The sequence below is a fragment of the Streptomyces filipinensis genome, assembly GCF_014649495.1.
GTDB classification, from domain to species: Bacteria; Actinomycetota; Actinomycetes; order Streptomycetales; family Streptomycetaceae; genus Streptomyces; species Streptomyces filipinensis.
Map to the genome: position 1 here is coordinate 360,348 of NZ_BMTD01000007.1, position 19,782 is coordinate 380,129.

The following is a 19,782-nucleotide window of genomic DNA, read 5'->3' on the forward strand; positions in this document are numbered from 1 at the left end:
GTGTAAGCACCTGCTTACAAAGCTAGGAGGCACTCACCGAGCGGTCAACGACGCTAACCAGCCGTTACCCTGACGGCTTCTCGGCGGGCACGAGCGGGCTCACGGCGGACGGCAGAAGGAGCAGAGGGTGGACATCGGCGAGCACACGCGGCACCAGGACCGGCCCGGCGGCGGTCCCGCGGGCGAGGACTCCCCGCACCGCACGCGTGATGCCCGGGGGACCCGGCTGCGCATCCTGCAGGCGGCCGGCGCGGTCTTCGCCGAGCGCGGGTACGAGGCGGCCACCGTCCGTGACATCGCCGGACGCGCCGGGGTGAACCAGGCCCTCATATTCCGCTACTTCGGATCCAAGCAAGCCCTGCTGACCGAGGTCATGGCCCAGGGAGGCAAGGAGCAGCTGGTCAGCACGCCCCCGGACCTGCTGTTCGAGACCGCGCTGCGCGGTGTCCTCGCGGAGGGCGGCAAACCGGACGCGGACCGGCTGCTGGCCGTGTACCTGCGCTCCATCGGCAGCGCCGACGCCGCCCCGGACACCGTCCGCGCGCTGGGGGAGGAGTACGCCGCCGCCCTCGCCGCCCTCTCCTCGGCCGACGACGGCGAGCTGCGCGCGCAGCTCGCCATGGCCTGGCTGCTCGGCATCGGCCTGATGCGGGTGGTGGTCGGCCAGGAGCCGCTGGCGAGCGCGGAACCGGACGAGATCTGCGGCCATGTCCTCACGGCACTGGAAGGACTCCTGGGCGACGGGAAGACGCCCGGGGGACGAGCGGCGGAGCGACAGCCGGAAGAGCGGCGGTAGTCCGGACCGCCGCCGACCACCGGGGAGGCCCGGCGCGCGGCCGTCCGTGCCCCACCTCAGGTTCTCGCCGCGGACCGCAGGCCGAGCCGGGGCCGGGCGGCCGGCGAGCCCGGCGGCTTCGGTGCATGATGTCCTGCCCACGGTCACGGGCCGAATCAGCCCGATCGAGGCGAGCGCCGGGGCGCGGCCCGAACCGGGCACCGGGCCGTTCGGGGCCGACGTCGGGGCGGGCGAGCCGCGCGCGGGGCTCAGCCGCTTTCCCGGGTCAGAGCGCGGACGCGGTGCGGGCCGAGCACGGGCTGCCGCATCCAGGGGGCGGGTCGCCGGGCCGATCCTCCGCCCGCCCCGCGCCGCCATGAATCCCTGCCACGGCGTCCTGAACGGCATGGACGGCCAGGAAATTGAAAATGTCACGACGGCCGAAAAGCGCCCGCCGCGGGCGCACCGGAAGTTTTGACCGGTCATGCTGTGAAACATTCGGGCGAGATTGCATGACGCGCACCCGTTGCGTAACCCCCTTGAAAGGGAAACGAGTTGCCCCTGCACGTCCTCACAGCGTCCAGTGACCATTCCCTGATCGCCGAATGGGCCGGTGGAAAAGCAGAGAACCTTCACGCCCTGAGCACGTCCGGTTTTCACGTACCACGCTGGTCCGTCCTCGGCCTGGACGTCTTCGCCGAATTCCGCCGCGGCGGCGGACTGGACGAGCCCCTGGCGCGGCTGCTCGCCGACGCACGGCCGGCACGGGCCCGGCAGGTCGCCGAGGAGGCCGCCCGCCTGATCGAGTCCGCGCCGCTCGGCGCGCGCGTCACCGAAGCCATCGCCCTCGCCTACCGGCAGGCCGGCGGCGGTGTCGTGGCCGTCCGCTCGTCCGGCGCGGACGAGGACGGCACCCGGCACTCCTTCGCCGGCCAGTTCGACAGCTTCCTCAACGTCCGGGGCCTGGACGAAGTCACCGCCCATGTCCGCCGCTGCTGGGCCTCCGGCTTCTCCGAACGCTCCCTGCGCTACCGCGCCCGGCACCGGCTGCCGCCCGGCCCCGGCGGCATCGCCGTCATCGTGCAGCGCATGGTGCCGGCCGAGCGCAGCGGCGTGCTGTTCACCGCCGACCCGACGACCGGCCGTACCGACCGCCAGGTGGTCAGCGCCGTCCACGGGCTGGGAGAGGGGCTGGTGTCGGGCGCGGTGGACGCGGACACCGTGGTCCTGGACGCCGCCACCGGCGAGCCGCTCACCACGGTGGTCGGCGCCAAGCAGGAGCGCTACGACGCCGGATCCGGACCCGGCTGCCAGGTCTCACCCGTCGCCGACGAGGACCGCGCCGCGCCGGCCCTGACCGCCGCCGAACTCGCCCGGCTGCACGAGACCGGGCGCCGCGTCACCGCCCACTACGGCACCCCGCAGGACATCGAGTGGGCCATCGCCGAGGGCACGCTGTGGATCCTGCAGAGCCGCCCGGTCACCAGCCCGAAACCCGCGTCCGAGCCCGAGGGGGAGCCGCGGATCTGGGACAACTCCAACATCATCGAGAGCTTCAGCGGCGTCGTCTCCCCGCTCACCTTCAGCTTCGCCGCCGACACCTACGCCAAGGTGTACGAGGCCTACGCCCGCGCCCTCGGTGTCCGCGGCGAGCGGCTGCGCGAGGTGCGGGAGTGGACCCCGCACCTGCTCGGATACCTGCACGGACGGGTCTACTACAACCTGTTCCACTGGTACCGCATGGTCCGCCTGGCCCCGCTGTACCCGCTCAACCGGCGCGTCCTGGAGAAGTCCCTCGGGGTCGCGGAGAGCATTCCCGACGAGACCGCCGACGCACTCCATCCGTTCACCCCTCGATCAGGGCTGCGCGGCCGGTTGTCCCACCTGGCACGCACGGTCGTCTTCGTCAGGAGATTCCTCACCATCCGGAAATCCGTGGAGACTTTCCACCGGGATTTCTACCGGGCCTACGCGATCTTCAACAATGTCGATTACGACGCCCTGCCCGGTGACGAAACCTACCGCCGCTTCCGTCGGCTGCAGCGCGAACTCATCGGGAAATGGGGCCCGATGCAGACCTTGGACGCCACCATCCTGCTCTCCCTGGGCCTGCTGGCGCTGCTCACCCGTAGATGGCTGCCGCACGCACCCGAGTGGTTCACCTGGGCCGCGGCCGCCCCCGGCGGGGCCGTCGAGTCCGCCGAACCGGTGCGGGCACTGCGCGAGCTGGCCGCCCGGGCGCGCGCCGACCCCGCGATCCTCCACCTGCTGGCGCACACCCCCGACTCCGAGGCCCACCAGGCGCTGCAGGAAGCCGGCCACACCCGGTTCCTGGCCGCCGTCGACGCCTACCGAGCCGACTACGGCTACCGCAGCCCCGACGAACTCAAGCTGGAGGTCCCGGACCTGCACGAGGACCCGGCCGGACTGTTCACGCTGCTGCGCGACGCGTTGCCGGACACCGCGAACGGGGGCACGGCGGGCCGGGGCGGTGAGGCCGACGCCTACCTCGACGAGCATCTGCGCGGTCCGCGCCGCCTGCTGTACGAGCAGGTGCGGAAGAAGGCCCGGGCGGCGCTCGCCGACCGGGAACGGCTGCGGTTCTGCCGCACTCGGGCCTTCGGCGCGGCCAAGCGCATGCTGCGTGCCCTGGGCCGCGACCTGGCGCGCGTGGGGGCCATCGACGCCTGGGACGACGTGTTCATGCTGCGTCTGGAGGAGATCGGCGGCGCCTACGAGGGCATGATCGTCCACACCGAGCTGCGCGAGCTGGTCGCGCTGCGCCGGACGCGACTGGCCGCCGACACCGCGCTGCGCGCCCCGTCCCGCTTCACCACCCACGGCGCCCCGTACTGGTCGGGAAACCTGGAACGGGCCGGCTGGTCCGGCGCCCCGGCCGCCCGCAGCGGTGCCCGCGAACTGCGCGGCACGCCGTGCTGCCCCGGCATCGCCGAAGGGTCCGCCCTGGTCACCGACCGCCCGCACGACATCGGCGGCGGCATCCTGGTCACCTATCGCACCGACCCCGGCTGGGCCGCCGCGCTGCCCCAGGCCGCCGCCCTCGTCATCGAACGCGGCAGCCCGCTCACCCATGTCGCGATCGTGGCAAGGGAGTTGGGCATTCCGACGGTGGTCCAGGTCAAGGACGCCACCACCGAGATCGGCACCGGCGCCCGGCTGCGCGTCGACGGCGCCGCCGGGACGGTCACCGTACTCGCCGACCCGCCCGACGACGGCCTGCCCGCCGCCCAGGACGGCCCCCGAACGGAGACACACCTGTGATCCTCACCGAGGACCAACTGCAGGACCTGCTCGACAAGGCCCTCGCCGCACTTCCCTACGGCACCGAGTGGGCCGTGGCCCTGGAGGGCTCCCTCGCGGAAGGGTTCGGCAACCCCTCCTCCGACATCGACTTCCTGTTCCTCGGCCGCTGCGAGGACGACCTGCCGACCATGCCGTCCCTGCTCTTCGTGGACGGGCGGCGGGTGGAGATCCGCACCCGGTCGGTGCGGCAGATCGCCGACCAGTTCCGCGCGGTTGAGGAGGGAGCCGAACGGCCTGGCCGGCTCTCCGAGGATCTCCTCAACCGCTGCCAGCGGCTGCTGCACAGCCACCCGCTGCGCGGCCACGCCCTGGTCGAGGAGGTCAAGGCGATGCTGCCCGCCGAACGGTTCGGCCGGATCACCGCCGACTGGTGGGCGCACCGGGCCCGCCAGTCCCTGCGGCAGGCGATCGCGCTGGTGTGCCTCGACGAGAGTGACGAGGCGGTCGGCTGGACCCGCGCGGGGCTCCTGCAGACCGTCAAGTCCTGGGCGGCCGCCCGGGGCGAGACCTACCTCGAACCCAAGTGGCTGTCCCTGCAACTGGACCGGGCCGGCCACCCGGACGTACGCGACCGCTACTGGCAATTGGACACCACCGCCCCCGCACCCGGCGCTGCCTTCGCACCGGGTGCCGCCGCCGTGTCGGGATCCGTGCCTGCGCTGGGTGGCGCCTCTGCGTCGGATGCCGCCGCAGGGCCGGGTTCCGTGCCGGCGTCGGGCGCCGCTCCCGCACCCAGCCCCACCCCCGTGCCGGACACCGCTGCCCCCGAGCCTGGCACCGTCACCGCACCCAGCGCCTCCCCTCCGCCCGGTGCCGCCCCTGCCCCGAGATCCGTACCGGCGTCCCGTGGCGTCCCTGCGGTGGCTGCCGCCCCCGCGCCCGGCGGCGTACCTGCGGCGGGTGCCGCTGCGGAGCCCGACGCCGTCCCTGCGCCGGTTCCGGCGCCCGCCTCCAACGCCGTCGCCCCCGCGCCCGCCGCCGTCCCTGCACCGGTTGCCGCCCCCGCGTCCAGCGCCCCCGCGTCTGACGCCGTCCTCGCGCCGGGTGCCGTCACAGATCCCAGCGGCACCCCCGCCCCCGATGCCGTCCGCGATCACCTGACCGCCTGCCTCGGTTTTGCCGCCGATCTCGGGATCGCCGGCGTCCCGTGGCGGCCCGAGCGGCTCATCGTGGAGCGGGTGGCCGGGGTGACGACCTGGCAGACCGGTGAACGGGTCCACGTCATCCGCTGCCGGCGCGACGTGTTCGTTCTGGGCGACGACGCCGGCGCCGTCTGGCGCTCCCTCGTGCTGGGCCGGCCGCTGCCCCGCGTACTGGCCCAGGCCAAGGACACCGGCGTGGCCGACCCCGGTCCGCTGCTGGCCGCCTTCCTGCGCCACGGGCTGATCCGCCTCGCCTGGAAGGGCGGCGGTACCGTCATACCGTCGCTGCCGCTGTCCGCCCCGCCCGGCCCCCTCACCCCGCCGCCCTCGACCGCTCAGCCGCTGCTGTCGGTGCACGGCGCCGCCGTCAGCGGTCCCCGCGCCATCGACCTGATGCCCCTGCCCGCCGACCGGTTCGCCGCCGCGGCCATGGCGCTGGTGTGGTCCAACGTGGTCGTCGAGAACGCCGTCGAGGATGTGACCGGCGCCCTGCGACGCGGCCAGTGGCGGGTGGCCGAACTCACCGCGCGCCGCGCGGTGCACGCCGCGCTGCGCGGACTGCTCAGCGCCCACGGCGTCCATCCGCTGCCCGCCGACCCAGGCCTCGTGCGCCGCCTGGACCTGCTGCCGCCCGCCATTCGGCCGATCGGGGCACGCGCCGGCGACCTGCTGGGACGCGGCGTCGGCTCGGCGGAACAGGGCGACACCCTGCTCGCGGCGCTGCGCGCCTTCATCGGCCAGGTCCGCGGCGCCGTCGGTGCCGACTCGTTCCCGCTCTCCTTCGACTCCGCGCACACCTGGCGGGCCACCCTCCAGCTCGGCTACGACTGGCTGCGCATCGGCGCCCACCTCGACGCGCAACTGCCCATCGAAGAGGCCCGCGACCTGCTGGCCGGGCATGGCACCGCGCCCCGCCCGGCCCTGGAACGGCACCAGGACCCGTGAGAGCCCCCCGTCCGACCTTCCGCCCGGAGGATCCACCGATGTCCGACCCGATGACGGTGCTGGTGACCGGCGCCGGCGGTTTCGTGGGTGCCGAGGTGACCGCCCGGCTCACCGCCGCCGGCCACACCGTGCTGGCCCTGCTGCACCACAACACCGAACTCGTCCGCAACAACGGCAGAAAGCTCACCCCGGGCCCGGGCACCCTGACCCGGATCACCGGCGACATCACCCGCCCCGGCCTCGGGATGACCGACGACGACCGGAGACTGGCCGCCATCGCCGACCGGATCGTGCACTGCGCCGCCGTCACCGACTTCGGACTGCCGGACGAGCACTACGACCGCCTGAACGTCGAAGGCACCCGGCACGTCCTGGACCTCGCCCTCGCCGTCCGCACCCCGCTGGTGCACCTCAGCACCGCCTACGTGTGCGGGGAACGCGACGGCACGGCCCGCGAGGACGAACTCGATGTGGGCCAACGCCCGGGCAGCGGCTACGAGAAGAGCAAACTCGCCGCCGAGACCCTCGCCCGCACAGCCGCGGCGGACGGCCTGCCGGTGACCGTGGTGCGCCCGAGCATCGTCACCGGTGCCGGCCGCACCGGCCGCGTCCGGGACTTCAAGACGATCTACCCCGTGCTCCGGGTCCTCACCCGGGGCCTGGTGCGGACCGTGCCCGGTCACTACGACGCCGTCCTCGACCTGGTCCCGGTCGACCGCGTCGCCGACCTGGTCACCGAGGCCACCCTGCGCGCCCGGGTCGCCGGGTGCCGCACGCTGCACGCCGTCGGCTACGAGCTGACCCTGCGTGACTTCTCCGACGTTCTCGCCGAATACCCCTGCTTCCAGGTGCCGCGGTTCGTCCCGCCGTCCGCGTTCAGCGCCCAGGCACTGCCGGACGGCGAGCGTCCCTACTACAACCGCGTCATCTCCCTGTACGACACCTACTTCCGGCGGCGCGTCCACTTCGACGACACCCGGGCCGCGGCCTTCATCGGCCGGCCGGCGCCCACGGGCGCACGACCGTATCTGCGCCGCCTCCTCGACCACTGCCTCGCCACCGGCTATCTCGGTCCGGCTCCGCGCCGGCTACCGGCCGCGGCGGTCCGACCCGACGGGAGCACCCACCGATGACCCCCGCCCACCTCACCGACCCGCCGCACGGCATGCCCGTCTCCCCGCTGCTGACCTGCCACCCCGCCAAACAGCGGCTGTACGGCGCGGACACCTACTTCCAGGAGAGCTACGACCAGCTCGCCGCCCTCACCGCCGACGTCACGGGCTTCGCCCACCGGCACGCCGCGCTGCTGCTCAAGCCGGACGCCGTGGTGGCCCGCAGACTGGAGGCGGCCGTGGACTGGCTCACCGGGCGCGGCTTCAGGATCGTCGGCGCGGCCGTCACCCGCCTGACCCGCACCATGATCCGTGCCTTGTGGTACTTCCAGTGGAACCTCGCCACCTCGCACCGAAGGCGGCTCGCCGCCCTGTTCCTGGAGGACGCCGACGCCCTCGTGCTGCTCGTCCGCCCCGAGCGTGACCTGGACATCCCCGCCTCGGTCGAACTGACCCGGCGCAAGGGCCCCACGGACCCGGACGCCCGCCGACCGGGCCAGCTGAGGCACCTTCTCGGCCGCCACAGCTACCTGCTGAACCTGGTGCACACCCCCGACGAACCCGCCGACGTCCTGCGCGAGCTGGCCGTCCACTTCGACGACACCGCCCGCGACCGTCTCTTCCGGTCCGCCCTCGCCGACGAGGACCGCACCGCGAACGCCCTGGAGCTGACCGGCCGGCTGTACGCGGCCACGAAGCCCCGGGACCTGGAATTCGCCCCCGCCGTCGAACGGCTGCGGCACACCGTGTCCCGGCACGGCGGGGCCGCCCCGGCCGCACCGCGCGAGCTGCTGGAGAGCGCGTGGGAGCGGGGGATCGGCCTCGACCCGTGGGACCAGGTCATCGTCGGCTCCACGGTGCTCCCCATGCGCGTACCCGGCCGCGCCCCCGTGCTCGACGGGGCGGACGTCGCCACCTGGCGCCGCCACCTGAACACCGTCCGCGCCACCCCGAGTTGAGGAGCGGCCCATGCAGTTCACCCGGACACTCTCCAAGGAACTGGTGCACCGCGCCGCCGTCTGCGAGGTCTTCCTCACCGACGCCGAGCGCCGCGGCGAGGACGAGCTGCTGCTGGCCGCACAGCTTCCCCGCCGCCACGCCTTCTACCACGACACCCTCGGGCCCCGTACCCACCACGATCCACTGCTGCTGTTCGAAGCGTGCAGGCAGGGCATCTTCGTGGTGGCCCACCGCTACCTCGACGTCCCCCTCGGGTACAAGTTCCTGCTGCGTGCCGTCGAGTTCGAGGTGCCGGATCCGGCGGTCCTCGTGTGCGGTGGTCTTCCGGCCGAGGCCGTCATCGCCGTCCGGATCGAGGACCGGTTCCGCACCCGGGCCGCGCCGACGGGCCTGCGGCTGCGCTTCACCTGCACCGTCGGCACCCAGGACGCGCTGCTGGCCCGCATCGACTACTCCTGGATGCCCCCGGAGGACTGGACGTGCCTGCGGGCCCGACAGCGCGGTGCCCTCGGCCTGCCCGACACACCCGTCGCGCTGCCCGGCCCACGCGTCGATCCCGCCCTCGTCGGCCGGGGTGACCCGGCCAACACGGTCATCTCCCCACCCCGCACCGCGGCCGACGGCACGCACACCGCACGCCTGATCGCCGACACCACGCACCCGACCCTGTACGACCACTGGGTCGACCACGTGCCCGGCATGCTGGAGCTGGAGGCGTTCCGGCAGCTCGCCCTGACGGCGGCCGTCACCGCAGGCGCGGTCCCCACCCCCACGGCGCTGCCCGTCGGCCTGACCGCGCGGTTCCGCTGCTTCGCCGAGATGGACCTGCCGCTTCGGTGCCGCACCGCTCCCGTGCTGCCCCACGCGGACATCGCGTGCACCCTGCACCAGCCCGGCGCGGTGGCCGCCGAGGCCCGGATCCGGCTGGCCGATCCCGACCGGTCCGCCCGGACGCGCGTCCTCGCGGGCCGGGCGGCCCACGAAGCCGCATGACGCCGTCTCCGCCGACCCCGGCCCGGACAGGGGGAGCCCTCGCGGTGACCACCGTCACCGCCCGGCGCGTACCGGCCAGACTGGGCCGTTTCGTGCTGCGCAGGTTCCGGCCGCCCCTCTACGCCACCTACGCGCTGCTGTGGGTTCTCGCACTGGAGGGTTCGGCGGTCGCCGCCACCGGCACGGCCTGGCGGCCGACCGGCGCCACCTGGGTGCGGGTCACCGGCGTCGTACTGGCACTGCTGTTCCTGCGGATGCTGGACGAGCAGAAGGACCTCGCCCACGATCGTGTGCACCACCCGGACCGGCCGCTCGTCACCGGCGCGATCACCGCCGCCGAACTGCGCGGCGCGATGACGGCGATCGCGGTCGTGGCGACAGCGCTGAGCGCCGCCCTCTCGGCCGCGGCCGCCCTGCTGTTCCTCGCGGTCCTCGGGTACGGGCTGCTCCTGGCCGCACTGGAACGGCTGTCGTCCGCGGTCCGCGACCGGCAGCTGCTCGGCCTGGCGGTCACCTATCCGGTCCAGGCCCTGCTCGGCGCCTATGTGTACGGGTCGCTGGTCGACGCCGGGACCGTGACCGCCGACTGGCGCGGCGCGGTGCTGCTCGTCCTGAGCGCCTGTGTGTTCCTGCACGTCGAGTTCGCCCGCAAGACGGCCTGGGAGGCGCCGCCCGGTGCCCGGCTGTACTCGGCGGACCTCGGTCCGCGCCGCAGCGCGGCGGTGACGGCGGGGCTCGCGGCCGGTGCGGTCGGCTGCGAGGTGCTGCTGTGCGCGCCGGACGGCCCGCCGGGGCTGCTGCCCTGCCTCGCGGCGGCCCTGCCCGCCTGGGGCACCCTGCGCTTCCTGGCCGCCCGCCGCGGCGGCTGGCCGATGGCGACCGCGACCGGCTTCGTCGTGGCCACCTACCTCGCGCTGGCCCTCCTGGCGGTGTGGCGGCCCTGACGGACGCACGCCCCCGTCCGGCGCGGAGTCGAGTGCCGCACCACGACGGCGGCGGGGTGGCTGACCGGCGTACGGCCGCGGCCGATGCCCTGCAGGAGGGCGCCTACGGGAGTGTCTCTGCCGTCCCTTCGTCCGGTTGCGGCGTGGCCCGCGGGGCCGTCGTCGCCCGCGGGATCAGCTGGGTGGGCAGGATGATGTGCCGGGTGTGGTCGGCTGCGGTGTCGTCGATGAGCCGCAGGGCGAGTTCTCCCGCGAGCCGGCCCATGTCGGTGGGTGACTGGGCGACGGTGGACAGATCGAACCACTGGGCCACCTGGTGGTCGTCGAAGCCTATGACGGACATCCGGTCGGGCACCTGGATGCCGGTCCGCCGCAGGGTGTGGATGACGGCCACGGCCAGCTCGTCCTGTTCGGCGAAGAGCGCGGTGGGTGGCTCGCGCAGGCTCAGCAGCTGTCCGATTCCGGTGATCAGACCGCGTGTGTCGTCGGCCGCCATGGTGACCACGAGTTCGTCGTCGAGGGGGATGCCCGCCTCGGTCAGAGCCTGCTGGTAGCCGAGGAGGCGTTCGCGCGAGCTGAAGCTGAATCCGGTGGCCCCGGTGGTCGGCGCGAACGCGATCCGACGGTGACCGAGGTTGAGCAGGTGCCGGGTGGCCTTCAGAGCACCGGCGACGTCGTCGACGTACACGCTGGGCCGGCCCTCGGCGTGCTGGCTGACGTAGATGACCGGCATGCCGAGGTCGTCCAGGCGCGCCGTCTCCTCGGTGGTGAGGTCGAAGCCGAAGACGAGCAGCGCGTCGGCGTTCCGGCGGGCCGGGAGGCGCTCGAAGAACGCGATGCGCTCGGTCATGTCGGGGATGACGTAGACGTTCAGTTCCCGGCCGGCCGCGCGCAGCAGGGGCCCCAGGCTCGACAGCGCCGATCCCATGAACCACGAGTTGAGCGTCGGCACGAGCACCGCCACGACTCCGGTCTTTCCCGTGACGAGGCTCGCCGCCTGGCGGGAGACCGCGAAGTTCAGCTCGCGGGCGGCCTGTTCGACGCGGGCGCGGACCTCCGGCGAGACGGTCGGGAGGCCGCGCAGGGTGCGGGAGACGGTGGACGGGGAGACGCCGGCCCGTTCGGCGACGTCGGCCATCGTGGGATGCCGTTGAGCGGGTGACATGAGCGGAAGCTAGCACAGGGGCGGGTCTTGTTCCCATCCCACGTGACAGCGCTGTCACGACAGTCCTCCGCGGTCGCCATATCAGCCTTTGCCAGTAACTAGGCCATGTGCTCTTCCAGGCTCGTTCGAACTACCGACAAGTTACGGATTGACTTCGCCTGAGTGCACTCCTAGCGTGCAAGCGTTGTCTCGACAGGCTCGAAGCCGTTCTTGCCCATCCCTCATTTACGTCTTTGACCTGCACTTTTCTTCATCGAAGTGCCGTGACAGCACAGTCTCACGGGCGATCAGTCGCGCCTTCGGTTCCCGCACGACCAGGAGAGAGACAGTGAAGACCAGGACCACCAGAGCCCTCCGGTGCTCGGCGCCGCTCGTCGCCGCCGGGCTCCTCCTCACCGCCTGCGGCTCGAACGGGGGCAGTGACTCGGGCCAGCCGGCCGGGAACACGTCCTTCGAGGGCCGCGGCCCCATCACCTACGTGGCCGGAAAGGACACCTCCGGTGTCGTGCAGAAGGTCATCGACCGCTGGAACACGCTGCACCCGAAGGAGAAGGTCACCTTCGTCCAGCTGCCCACGGACGCGGACTCGCAGCGGCAGCAGATGATCCAGAACGCGGAGACGAAGTCCGACGCCTACACCGTGCTCTCCCTCGACGTCGTGTGGACGTCGGAGTTCGCCGCCCACCAGTGGATCGACCGGCTGCCCGGACAGAGGTTCCCGCTGCAGGACATGCTCAAGCCGGTGGTGGAGACGGCGAAGTACCGCGGCGGTCTGTACGCGGTCCCGGCCAGCTCCGACGGCGGACTGCTGTACTACCGCACCGACCTGCTGAAGAAGGCCGGCATCACCAGGCCCCCGGCCACCTGGTCCCAGATGACGGCCGACTGCGCCAAGGTGAAGCGACTGCCCGGGACGGAAGGCATGTCCTGTTACGCCGGTCAGTTCCAGAAGTACGAGGGACTGACGGTCAACTTCGCCGAGGCCGTGAACTCCGCGGGAGGTGTCGTCACCGACGCGAGCGGCAAGCCGGACGTCGACACGCCCAGCGCCCGCAAGGGCCTGGACTTCCTCGTCGGCGCCCTCAAGGACGGCACGATCCCCAAGGAGGCCGTCACCTACCAGGAGGAGGACGGCCGCCAGGCCTTCCAGTCCGGCAAGCTGATCTTCCTGCGCAACTGGCCCTACATGTACGCACTCGCCGAAAAGAGCAAGCTGGCGGGCAAGTTCACGGTCGCGCCGCTGCCCGGCCTGAACGGACCCGGCTCCTCCAGCCTGGGCGGTCACAACCTCGCCCTGTCGTCCTTCGCCAGGAACAAGGCCACGGCCCTCGACTTCATGAAGTTCTTCAGCAGCCAGGACAGCGCGAGCACGTTCCTGAAGGACGCCTCCCTCGCCCCGCCGTACGCGCGGTCGTACGACGACGCCTCGCTGGTCAAGCGGTATCCGTACCTGCCCGACCTCAAGCAGTCCATCCTGCACGCCGTGCCCCGGCCGCGGGTCGTGCAGTACGGCGACGCGACCTCCGCGATCCAGCAGGAGGCGTACGCCGCGCTGACCGGCGCCAAGAGTGGTGCCCAGGCGCTCAAGGACCTGCAGAGCGCGCTGCAGAAGTCCACGGCGCAGTGAGGAGCGGGAGATGACGGACACGACGACCCCGCCCGGCACGGCGGTGCGCGAACACGGCAGCGCCGCACCGCGGCCCTCCGCACCTGTGCGCCCGCGTCGCCGCACGCGGGCCCGGGCGACCGCCGGTTCGGGCCGGATGGCGGCACTGCTGGTCTCCCCGACGCTCCTGGTGCTGACCATCGTGGTGCTCTATCCGACGCTCATGGCGCTGCACGAATCGCTCTACGGACCGAAGGGCCTCGATCCCAGCACCGGATTCATCCGCACGACCGAGCCGTTCGTCGGGCTGCACAACTACGCCGGCATACTCGGCGCCGCCGGCCAGCGGTTCTGGAACGCCTTCTGGAACACCACGTTCTTCACGGTCGTCACGGTGGGCCTGGAGACGGTGATCGGCGTGGTGATGGCACTGATCATGCACCAGGCCTTCAGGGGCCGCGCCCTGGTACGGGCCGGCATCCTCGTGCCCTGGGCGGTACCCACGGCCATCTCCGGCCTGCTGTGGCGCTGGGTCTTCAACAGCAACGGCATCGCCAACGCGATCCTCGGACGCCAGATCCTGTGGACCACCGAGGGCTTCCACGCCAAGGTCGCGGTCGTCGTCGCCGAGGTGTGGAAGACGGCCCCCTTCATCGGACTGCTGGTCCTGGCCGGGCTGCAGGTCATCCCGAAGGAGGTCTACGAGGCCGCCCGCATCGACGGGGCGAGCGCCCTGCGCCGGTTCTGGCACGTCACCCTGCCCCTGGTGAAGCCCGCGCTGCTGGTGGCGGTGCTGTTCCGCTGCCTGGACGCGCTGCGCATGTTCGACCTGCCGTACATCCTCGTGGGCGCGCAGAAGAACTCGGTGGAAACCCTGTCCATGCTCGCCCAGAACGAGGCCTCCAACGTCCGCTTCGGACCGGCCTCCGCCTACGCGGTGATCCTCTTCCTCTACGTCCTGCTCATCGCGCTCGCCTTCGTCCGGCTGCTCGGCGCGGACCTCGTCGGCGACCGCGACGGCGGGAAGGCGAACCGGAGAAGCCTGCGGGGCATCCTGGCGCCGCGCCGTACGGAGGTGGCGGCATGACCCGCACAGCGAACGTGCGCACCCGGCTGCTGTACCTGGGGGTCGCCGCGGTGGTGGCCTACTGCCTGGCCCCGTTCTACTGGATGCTGGTCTCCAGCCTGCGGCGCACCTCCGACATCTTCGACACCTCGCCGCTGCCCTCCCCGGTGTCGTTCGAGAACTACCGGGCGGTGTTCGACCCGTCCCAGGGATTCACCCGCGCCCTCCTCAACAGCCTGCTGGTCGCGGGGGTCACCACGGCGCTGGCGCTGCTGCTGGCCACGTTCACCGCCTACGCGATGGCCCGGCTGGAGTTCCGCTTCAAGCGGCTGATCCTCACCCTGATCATCGCCACCTCGATGTTCCCGGTGGTGTCGATCGTGGTCCCGCTTCTGAAGCTGTTCACGGACATCGGCTGGATCAACACCTACCAGGCCATGATCGTGCCCAGCATGTCCTTCGCGCTGCCGCTGGCGGTGTGGAACCTCACCACGTTCTTCCGCCAGATGCCCGACGAACTGGAACACGCCGCGATGATCGACGGCTGCACCCGCGGCCAGGCGTTCCGCAAGGTCATCATCCCGCTCGCCGCGCCGGGCATCTTCACCACCGCGATCATCACCTTCATCGCCGCCTGGAACGAGTTCCTCATCGCCCTGTCGATGACCAACAAGTCCGCCATGCAGACGGCACCGGTCGCCATCTCCAAGTTCGCCGGCGCGACCCAGTTCGAGACCCCGTTCGGCAGCCAGATGGCGGCGGGCGTCCTGGTCACCGTCCCGCTGGTGGTCATGGTGCTGCTCTTCCAGCGCCGCATCGTCGCCGGACTCACCGCCGGCGCGGCCAAGTAGACCCCCTCCCGCACTCCCGAAAGGGCCCACTCCACACCATGCCCAGCACCGCACCGTGGTGGCGCAGCGCCGTCATCTACCAGGTCTACATCCGCAGTTTCGCCGACGCCAACGGCGACGGCGTCGGTGACATCGCCGGCATCCGCTCCCGCCTGCCCTACCTGAAGTCGCTCGGCGTCGACGCCATCTGGATCAACCCGTGGTACAAGTCGCCGATGGCGGACCACGGTTACGACGTGGCCGACTACCGCGCGATCGACCCGCTGTTCGGTACGGTGGCCGAGGCCGAGCAGCTCATCGAAGAAGCCCACCGGCACGGCATCCGCGTCATCCCCGACATCGTGCCCAACCACACCTCCGACCAGCACGCCTGGTTCCAGGCCGCCCTGGCGGCAGGCCCCGGCAGTCCGGAACGCGAGCGCTACGTCTTCCGCCCCGGCCGCGACGACGGCTCCGCACCGCCGAACGACTGGGTCTCCTGCTTCGGCGGCCCGGCCTGGACCCGGCTGCCCGACGGCGAGTGGTACCTGCACCTCTTCGCCCCCCAGCAACCGGACCTCAACTGGGAACACCCCGACGTCCGGGCGGAGTTCGAATCGGTCCTGCGCTTCTGGTTCAGCCGGGGCGTGGACGGCTTCCGTATCGACGTCGCCCACGGGCTCGTCAAGCACCCCGAACTGCCCGACCTGCCGCCCCGTCAGGAGGCGGCGGTGCTGGGCCCCCTCGTCTCCCGGGACGCCGTGGACGCGGGGCCCCGCACCCACGTCGACCACCCCCACTGGGACCGCGACGAGGTCCACGACATCTACCGGGCCTGGCGCAAGGTGGCCGACGAGTTCCCCGGTGACCGGTCCTTCGTCGCCGAGGCCTGGGCGGACACCCCCGAGCGGCTCGCCGCGTACGTCCGCAGGGACGGTCTGCACACGGCCTTCAACTTCGACTTCCTCATGTCCGGTTGGATCGCGAAGGACCTGCGCGCCGTCATCGACGACTCGCTCGCCATGCTCGGCGCGGTGGGCGCGCCGGCCACCTGGGTGCTGTCCAACCACGACGTCATGCGTCACCCGAGCCGCTACGGCCGCCGGACGGTCAGGCGGTGGACGGCCAATGAGCCGTACCGCCCCGAGGGCCCCGCCGATCTGGAACTGGGTACCCGGCGCGCCCGCGCGGCGGCCCTGCTCATGCTCGCCCTGCCCGGCGGCGCCTACATCTACCAGGGCGAGGAACTGGGCCTGCCGGAGGTCGAGGACCTGCCCGAGCACGTGCTCCAGGACCCCGTCTGGGAGCGGTCCGGACACACCGACCGTGGCCGGGACGGCTGCCGCGTGCCCATCCCGTGGTCAGGGAACACGGCACCGTACGGCTTCAGCCCCGACGACGCCTCCACCCCGCCCTGGCTCCCGCAGCCCGCCGCGTGGGCCGGGCTGAGCGTCGAGGCGCAGACCGGGGACGCCGCGTCGATGCTGGAGCTCTACCGCGGTGCGCTGCGGCTGCGCCGCGACCATCCGGCGCTCGGCGACGGCACCCTCACCTGGCTGGACGCTCCCGAGGGGGTGCTGGCCTTCGCCCGTGACCCCGGTTTCGTCTGCGCGGTCAACCTGTCGGCCGAGGCCTGCCCACTGCCCGCCCACACCTCGGTCCTGCTGTCGAGCGGCCCCCTTGAGGACGGCCTGCTCAAGCCCGACCAGGCGGTCTGGCTGGCGGTGTAGCCGGCTGCCCCCCCGTGCGCGGCGCACCTCCGGTCTCCGGCCACCGGAGGTGCGCTCCCCGTTCCTGGCCCGAGCGAGCCGGTCCACCACGGTCCCACCGCGTGCGCACGATCGGCGCGCCTGCCCGTGCGGGCTCGCGGACCGGCACGAGCACCGCCCTCCCCGTCGTGGGCCGCGCCCCAGCCGGTGCCGCGCCTGCGGCGACGCGGAGTGCCGGCGCGGGCAGTGGGCGGTCACTCGCCTTCACGGGGTCGCGCGCACGATCACGAGCGAGCCCTCGTACGTGGGGCGACCGCGCAGGTGGCCGAACTCCTCGTCCCAGACCCCGGATTCCAGGTCGCGCCGCAGCGTCCGGTCGAAGCGCTCGCGGGCGTGGTCGTCGGCGAAGCTCCAGGCCGAGCACGCCTGACGGGCGGCGGGGTCGAGCAGCAACTCGGGCCGGCCGTAGTACGCCTCGTTGAACCCGTCCGTGCAGTCCAGGGGGACGGGCACGGTCTGGACGGTCCAGGCGCCGCCGAGCGCCGCGGCCAGCTCCTCGACGGGCGGGTAGCGACGGGCCTCGATGTCCAGCACCTCGGGTGCGTAGCGGTACAGCCAGAAGTCCCGGACCAGAGCGGGGTCGCAGGTCAGGATGACCACGGGCCCGACCGTCACGCGCCGCATCTCGCGCAGTCCGGTCCGCACGTCGGACCACTGGTGCACGCTGAACAGCGTCATCGCAGCGTCGAACTCGCCGTCGGCGAAGGGCAGCTCCTCCGCCACGGCGTCGATCGCACGGGTGAGCCCCGTCGGGCGCCGGGCGCGCATCGACTCCGAGGGCTCGACCGCCGTCACCGCACGCGCCGCGCTCTCGTACGATCCGGCGCCGGCGCCGACGTTGAGCACCTTACGGGCGTCGCCCAGCGCCTCGGCGACGAACCGGGCGATCCGCTCGTCCGGCCGACGGAACGAGGCGTGTCCTGAGCCGATGGCGCCGTGGGCGACGTCGCCGACGCTGCCGTCCTGGGTGCGTGTGGTCATCGGGGGGTCTACCTCGCCTCGTGAGCAGGGGTGCGCTACGACCGGAGCGGGTACCGCAGGGTCGAGCCTCCATCCTGCATCTGCGGCTGATGTTCGACAATCACCTGGCAAATGCTCGGTGGATCTCACAAAATACCTGGCTGGTGTGTGCAGGGGGTTGGAGGTAGTGACAAGACGTGGGTCGGTCGCTTCCCGCCCAGGACCCGCTCGTCCTCTCAGGCCGGGTACGCGTGGGTCTGGGCCGCCTTGACCGTCGCCCACACCGTGGCTCCCGGACGGAGGTCCAGTTCGGCGGCGGCGACCGTGGTGAGGTCCGCGGCCAGGGGCAGCTCGCCGGTGAGGTCGGCGCGGATCTGGTCGCCGTGGCTCTGCAGACCGGCCACTTCGCAGCGCCAGAGGTTGCGGGCGCTGGAGCCGGCGGGACGCTCGCGGTGCAGGGTCACGGCGCCGGGCGCGAAGGCCACGAAGGCGGGGCCGGTGAGGTCCTCGGTCGTCGTGACCACGCAGCCGCCGTCGACCTGGACCGCGTGTCCTCGGGCCTGTCCCCGGTAGAGGTTGAGGCCGACCAGGTGGGCGATGTAGTCGGTGCGGGGGTGGCGGGCGATGTCCGCCGGGGTGCCCTCCTGGACGACACGTCCGTCCTCTATGACGACGAGGTGGTCGGCCAGCACCATGGCGTCCAGCGGGTCGTGTGTGACGAGGACGGCGACCGCTTCGAAGTCGGCCAGATGGCGGCGGAGCTGGGCGCGGACATCGAGACGGGTGCGGGCGTCGAGAGCGGCGAGCGGCTCGTCCAGGAGCAGCAACCGGGGGTGGGTGGCCAGGGCGCGGGCCAGGGCGACGCGCTGGGCCTGGCCGCCGGAGAGCCGGCGGGGTTTGGCGGCGGCGTGCTCGGCGAGCCCCATCCGTTCCAGCCAGGCGGCGGCCTGGGCGCGGGCCTCCGCCCTGCTCGCGCCGTGGCAGCGCGGTCCGAAGGCCACGTTGTCCAGCGCGGACAGATGGGGAAAGAGCAGGTAGTCCTGGAAGACGACGCCGACCGGACGCGACTCCGGAGGCGTACGGTCCAACTCCGCCCCATCGAGCCGGAGATGGCCGCCGGCGAGCGGGACGAGACCGGCGAGGGCGCGCAGGGCGGTCGTCTTGCCGGCGCCGTTGGGACCGAGGAGGGCGACCACGTCACCGGGCGCCGCCGTCAGCGTCACATCGAGGCGGAAGGCACCGCGCTCGACCACCAGGCGGGCGGCAAGTCCGTCCGCGGCCCGGCCGGGCGCGCCGACGGCGTTCTGTGTGGACTTACGGGTGTCGGTCATGCGGCCCTCATCCAGCGGTCGCGCAGCCCCGCGAGCACCGCGATCGACACGGCCAGCAGGACCAGGCTGAGGGCGATCGCCGCGTCCGGGTCGTTCTGCAGGGCGAGGTAGACGGCCAGCGGCATGGTCTGGGTGCGGCCGGGGAAGTTGCCGGCGAAGGTGATCGTCGCGCCGAACTCACCGAGCGCGCGGGCCCAGGCCAGCACGGCGCCGGCCGCGATGCCCGGGGCGATGAGCGGCAGGGTGACCCGGCGGAACGCGGTGAAGCGCGAGGCGCCCAGTGTCGTGGCCGCCTCCTCGTAGCGGGGGTCGGCGGCCCGCAGGGTGCCTTCCACGCTGATGACCAGGAACGGCATCGCGACGAACGCCTCGGCGATGACCACTCCGGTGGTGGTGAACGGCAGCGTGACCCCGAACCAGCTGTCGAGCCACTTGCCGATCACCCCGTTGCGGCCGAGCGCCATGAGCAGGGCCACACCGCCCACGACCGGCGGCAGGACGAGCGGCAGCGTCACCAGGGCCCGGACCAGCCCACGCCCCGGGAACTCGACCCGCGCCAGCAGCCAGGCGAGCGGCACGCCCAGCACCAGGCTCACGGCCGTCGCCGCCGTCGCGCAGATCAGGGACAGGCGCAGTGCCTGCCACACCTCGGTGCTGGTCAGCAGGTCGGGCATGGTTCCCCAAGGCGCCCTGACCAGCAGGGCGATGAGCGGGAGGACCAGGAACGCCAACCCGACCAGCGCGGGCAGGAGGAGAGGCGGTGGGGCGCTCGTTCCGACGTGGCGGCGCCGCGGCCGGGCCGTGCGGGGGCCGGTCGCGGCGTCGGTCTCGTGGAGCGGGGTCACGGCTTGAGGAACCCG

At 72.6% G+C, this 19,782-nt stretch carries 15 protein-coding genes; 11 read left to right on the forward strand and 4 right to left on the reverse strand.

The window, feature by feature from the left end:
- Nucleotides 1-127 precede the first annotated feature (127 nt).
- The 7 genes from IE244_RS18845 to IE244_RS18875 all read left to right on the forward strand — a co-directional run bounded on the left by IE244_RS18845 (nt 128) and on the right by IE244_RS18875 (nt 10,195).
- Nucleotides 128-796, forward strand: coding sequence for a TetR/AcrR family transcriptional regulator (locus tag IE244_RS18845; protein ID WP_191874680.1), 669 nt, complete (start codon nt 128-130; stop codon nt 794-796).
- Between the two features lie 534 nt (nt 797-1,330).
- Complete coding sequence (locus IE244_RS18850) at nt 1,331-4,057, forward strand: phosphoenolpyruvate synthase (RefSeq protein ID WP_229854201.1); 2,727 nt, start codon at nt 1,331-1,333, stop codon at nt 4,055-4,057.
- A complete protein-coding gene (locus tag IE244_RS18855; protein ID WP_191874681.1) occupies nt 4,054-6,186 on the forward strand; it encodes a hypothetical protein in 2,133 nt (710 codons plus the stop codon). The genes IE244_RS18850 and IE244_RS18855 overlap by 4 nt, the downstream gene beginning before the upstream one ends.
- A gap of 38 nt (nt 6,187-6,224) precedes the next feature.
- The gene (locus tag IE244_RS18860) at nt 6,225-7,319 is read left to right on the forward strand and encodes an SDR family oxidoreductase (protein WP_191874682.1); all 1,095 of its coding nucleotides are present in this window, start codon (nt 6,225-6,227) and stop codon (nt 7,317-7,319) included.
- Nucleotides 7,316-8,257: a nucleoside-diphosphate kinase gene (locus IE244_RS18865; RefSeq protein WP_191874683.1), complete on the forward strand. Its 942-nt coding sequence runs from the start codon at nt 7,316-7,318 to the stop codon at nt 8,255-8,257. The genes IE244_RS18860 and IE244_RS18865 overlap by 4 nt, the downstream gene beginning before the upstream one ends.
- 10 nt (nt 8,258-8,267) lie before the next feature.
- Nucleotides 8,268-9,251, forward strand: coding sequence for a ScbA/BarX family gamma-butyrolactone biosynthesis protein (locus tag IE244_RS18870; RefSeq protein ID WP_191874684.1), 984 nt, complete (start codon nt 8,268-8,270; stop codon nt 9,249-9,251).
- A 44-nt stretch (nt 9,252-9,295) separates the two neighbouring features.
- On the forward strand, nt 9,296-10,195 hold the full coding sequence (locus tag IE244_RS18875; protein WP_191874685.1) for a hypothetical protein: 900 nt from the start codon (nt 9,296-9,298) through the stop codon (nt 10,193-10,195).
- A gap of 103 nt (nt 10,196-10,298) precedes the next feature.
- Here IE244_RS18875 and IE244_RS18880 read toward each other — a convergent pair whose 3' ends face one another.
- Nucleotides 10,299-11,360: a LacI family DNA-binding transcriptional regulator gene (locus IE244_RS18880; RefSeq protein WP_308436271.1), complete on the reverse strand. Its 1,062-nt coding sequence runs from the start codon at nt 11,358-11,360 to the stop codon at nt 10,299-10,301.
- A 328-nt stretch (nt 11,361-11,688) separates the two neighbouring features.
- On the opposite strand from IE244_RS18880, the gene IE244_RS18885 reads away from it, so the two are divergent.
- From IE244_RS18885 to IE244_RS18900, 4 genes are read left to right on the forward strand one after another with little or no spacing between them, the layout of a single operon-like run.
- Entirely contained in the window at nt 11,689-12,987 is a 1,299-nt protein-coding gene (locus IE244_RS18885; RefSeq protein ID WP_191874686.1) for an ABC transporter substrate-binding protein, read from the forward strand.
- A gap of 10 nt (nt 12,988-12,997) precedes the next feature.
- Complete coding sequence (locus IE244_RS18890; RefSeq protein WP_191874687.1) at nt 12,998-14,053, forward strand: carbohydrate ABC transporter permease; 1,056 nt, start codon at nt 12,998-13,000, stop codon at nt 14,051-14,053.
- Nucleotides 14,050-14,883: a carbohydrate ABC transporter permease gene (locus IE244_RS18895; protein WP_191874688.1), complete on the forward strand. Its 834-nt coding sequence runs from the start codon at nt 14,050-14,052 to the stop codon at nt 14,881-14,883. Before IE244_RS18890 ends, IE244_RS18895 begins: the two co-directional genes overlap by 4 nt.
- Nucleotides 14,884-14,921: 38 nt before the next feature.
- Complete coding sequence (locus IE244_RS18900; protein WP_191874689.1) at nt 14,922-16,592, forward strand: glycoside hydrolase family 13 protein; 1,671 nt, start codon at nt 14,922-14,924, stop codon at nt 16,590-16,592.
- Nucleotides 16,593-16,835: 243 nt separating this feature from the next.
- Here the strand turns inward: IE244_RS18900 and IE244_RS18905 are convergent, their stop codons facing one another.
- From IE244_RS18905 to modB, 3 genes are all read right to left on the reverse strand, one after another.
- Nucleotides 16,836-17,612, reverse strand: a complete 777-nt coding sequence (locus tag IE244_RS18905; RefSeq protein WP_191874690.1) for a class I SAM-dependent methyltransferase — start codon at nt 17,610-17,612, stop codon at nt 16,836-16,838.
- A gap of 215 nt (nt 17,613-17,827) precedes the next feature.
- Nucleotides 17,828-18,922 (reverse strand): ABC transporter ATP-binding protein, encoded by a 1,095-nt coding sequence (locus IE244_RS18910; RefSeq protein ID WP_191874691.1) that lies wholly within the window; start codon nt 18,920-18,922, stop codon nt 17,828-17,830.
- Nucleotides 18,919-19,767 (reverse strand): molybdate ABC transporter permease subunit, encoded by an 849-nt coding sequence (gene modB, locus IE244_RS18915; protein WP_191874692.1) that lies wholly within the window; start codon nt 19,765-19,767, stop codon nt 18,919-18,921. The genes IE244_RS18910 and modB overlap by 4 nt, the downstream gene beginning before the upstream one ends.
- Nucleotides 19,768-19,782 lie beyond the last annotated feature (15 nt).